This window comes from Bacillus cereus group sp. BfR-BA-01408 (assembly GCF_022663305.1).
Lineage (GTDB): Bacteria > Bacillota > Bacilli > Bacillales > Bacillaceae_G > Bacillus_A > Bacillus_A pacificus.
This window is the reverse complement of sequence record NZ_JAKUFF010000150.1, coordinates 1-3034: the sequence shown is the minus strand read 5'-3', so window position 1 is coordinate 3034 and position 3034 is coordinate 1. Positions and strand designations below refer to the sequence as shown.

Sequence of the window (3034 nt, the reverse complement as noted above, 5' to 3'; positions counted from 1 at the left end):
TTGTTTCGTTCAGTTTTCAAAGAACTACTTAGTCGCTCATTTGCGACTTCCTTATGTTAACATTTTCATCTTTCAATGTCAACTAAGTTTTTCATTTCGTTTGTCGCTTTCAACGTTGTTGTCATCGGCGACTTGTTTTATATTACACCCCTATTCAGTAATAGTCAACATTAATCTTTCGCTTTTTTAGAAAAGATGAAACAGCTACTCATATTCCTCTTTATTTTCCATACATATAATTAAAATATCCGAAAGGGGTGTAGGGGTTGTTCGATCCTACCTTATTACACATCATCAATGCTCATTCAAGAAATCCACACTATCATAAGAAGTTTCCTATCATTCTATTTTGGAGCCAAAAAAGTGGTTGTACTTCTCTTGCCAAGTGGTTCTTTTACCAAATTGATTTATTACAAACAGCTCTAAATTATAGCCCTTTCATTCATAATTATGAATATGATATATACAAAAATGCGCCTGCCTATAGTCTACGGCTAGGTATAGCGTTACGAGAAAAACAAAAAGAAACTTTTAAACTTGTTCGTAACCCTTATAAGAGAGCAGTCAGTTCTTTCGTATCCTTAATTGCACCTCCTTATATAGAAAATCCCGAATGGAAGCCTATCCGAAAGTTTCTATATCAAGACGAAAATTCGTCCAAAGGGCTCTCATTTAAACAATTTCTATACTATCTACTTATTAATGGGGCACAAGCAAATAGTATTAACCCTCATTTCACACAACAATATATAGCTGATGAAGAAAAATATGTAACCAATTATATATACTTAGAAAACTTCAATCAGGATATGAAAGCATTAGAAAAGCGTTTCGAATTAAAAACTGCACCAATAAATGAGTTTTCAACATCCTGGCATCATCAAACTCCCTCGATGATTTATAAAGGGAATTTTAGCGAATCCGATATTACTGACCCTTTATTCCCCCGTCTTCCAACTTTCGAAAGTTTTTATGATACTGAATGTATACAACTCGTTCAAACAATATTTCAAAATGATTTCAATACGTATAAATATAGCAAAGAATATCCATACTGATTTCAATCTATTATCTTTCCAAATAAAAAACACCTTATATATAAGGTGTTTTTTATTTAAACTATATACAACATACTGCTTAGCATTCCTTACTATTCAAGTTATTCCTCTTTAATAACTTACTTATTTTTTGTTTATCTGCCCATCCTACCCCTATTAAAACTAAACTTCCTCCTATTACTATCTTCCAAGTTACAGACTCATCTAATAAAACAATTGAAGCAACAATACTTATTAATGGTAACGCATTTAAATATAACCCACTTACTGATGCCGAGACTGTCTCTAATGCTCTATTCCAAAGCCAATACGCTAAAATTGTTGCCCCTATAACAAGATACATTACACTAAATCCAGTCTTCCATGTTTCGATTTCTGGGAAACCATAGTAAAAAGTTTCTACCATTGCAAATGGTAATAAAATAACAGCTCCAATAATTAAAGTTAATGTTGTAAAAACCTTGTTTGATAAATACTGTTCTTGTTTTGGTCTTTTCAGCAATACTGTATAGAGGGCAAATAAGAAAGTGCTTAATAAAATAAGGGTATCTCCTATTAAAGATACTTCTTGATCCCCGTTACTAGATGGGATTGTAATAAGAAGTACTCCAATAGCCCCGAGTACAATACCAACCCAATAATTAAGCTTAATTTTTTCTTTCAAAAAGAACGCTGAAAAAAGAATTGTAACTAACGGTAAAGCAGCATCAATAATACTAACATGCAATCCACTTGTTAAAGAAATACCGTAGGATGTGAACATAAAGTAACCAGCTACACCAGTAAAAGATAGTAAACTCATTCTTTTCCACGGCACTTGTTTATGTACAACCGATCTTTTTAATTGTTTAAATGAAAATAGCAAACAAATTCCACCCGCGAAGAAAAGGCGAATAAATAACAAAGTAAATGGCTGAATAGATTCTAACGCCCACTTTGTTGGTGCAATGGCTGTTCCCCATAATATAACAGCTACTAATAACATGCATATTTCTTTCATAATCTCCCACACCCATCAAAAATATATGTTAATTACCTTAATTATAGATTTTTTGATGAATGAAATCCTTTAAAAACGAAAAAACATTGTATAAATTGAAACTTTAATCAGTGGGGGTTTACTTCAGCGCATGTCACATAGCTCAAAAGCATTGCGAAATGTTGGCTTGTACACGATGAAACAAAGTTACTTAAACAATAATAGGATGGTTACTGTAAAAGAAGTAGATACTGCCATGCAAGCCGATACGAACTACCCAGGAGTTCAATCAAACTCTGTTCAAGCGATTCGCAGAGCCTTATATGCAGAAGTGAAGAGCTTTTTTAAAGCGTTGGAACAATGGAAGAAAAATCCTGAGAAGTTCACAGGGCATCTGAAGTTCCCAAATTATTCTCGTTCCACTGACAAGCGAATCATTGAAATCTATCAAGTCCCTAAAGTGGATAATAACGGGCATTGGATAGTTCCGATGAATGTGGCATTCAGAAAAAATTCGGTTCCATTAAAATACGTATGCCGAAAAATTCAAGACAAAAAAATCTCCTACATTTAGATTGTACCGAAGCAAAAAGGTCGGTTCTTTGAGGTGCATTATACATATGAAATGCACGTTTCTCAAATGAAGAAACCATCCACGACTACGAGTAACGCTTTGAGTTACGATTTAGGTGTAGATAGATTAGTAAGTTACGTGACAAATCGTAGGGTAGCATGAATGCTAGAGCGTCAAACTGTCTAGCAATAGACGAAAAGACCTAGCGCTCGAACTCAAGCCCCCACTGAAAAGCCTTGTCTCACTGGGGTAGTTGACTTTAAAACGTCTCTATTTCATCCTTTTCCCTCTTTACGATTACTAAATATATGAATTATGACATTTGATATATAAAAATAAACACAAAAAAACCTAAGTCGAAACGACTTAGGTTTTTGCTTGGCGACGTCCTACTCTCACAGGGACAAGGTCCCAACTACCATC

Annotated in this window: 2 protein-coding genes and 1 pseudogene; 2 read left to right on the top strand and 1 reads right to left on the bottom strand. The window is 34.1% G+C overall.

Features of this window, described 5'->3' with window-relative positions; translation table 11 throughout:
• Nucleotides 1-266: 266 nt before the first annotated feature.
• Nucleotides 267-1058 carry a sulfotransferase family 2 domain-containing protein gene (locus tag MR083_RS26320; RefSeq protein ID WP_000460234.1) on the top strand — a complete coding sequence of 264 codons (792 nt, stop codon included), beginning with the start codon at nt 267-269 and terminating at the stop codon, nt 1056-1058.
• 79 nt (nt 1059-1137) lie between these two features.
• Here the strand turns inward: MR083_RS26320 and MR083_RS26315 are convergent, their stop codons facing one another.
• Nucleotides 1138-2058 (bottom strand): DMT family transporter, encoded by a 921-nt coding sequence (locus MR083_RS26315; protein WP_000658267.1) that lies wholly within the window; start codon nt 2056-2058, stop codon nt 1138-1140.
• 118 nt (nt 2059-2176) lie between these two features.
• Between MR083_RS26315 and MR083_RS26310 the strand changes: the two are divergent.
• Nucleotides 2177-2758, top strand: a pseudogene (locus MR083_RS26310) (nuclease/transposase family protein); the annotation flags it as partial.
• Between the last annotated feature and the right edge of the window lie 276 nt (nt 2759-3034).

Excerpts from the sequence above, each read along its gene's own strand:
- MR083_RS26315 (WP_000658267.1), bottom strand. The coding sequence starts at position 2,058 with ATGAAAGAAATATGCATGTTATTAGTAGCTGTTATATTATGGGGAACA.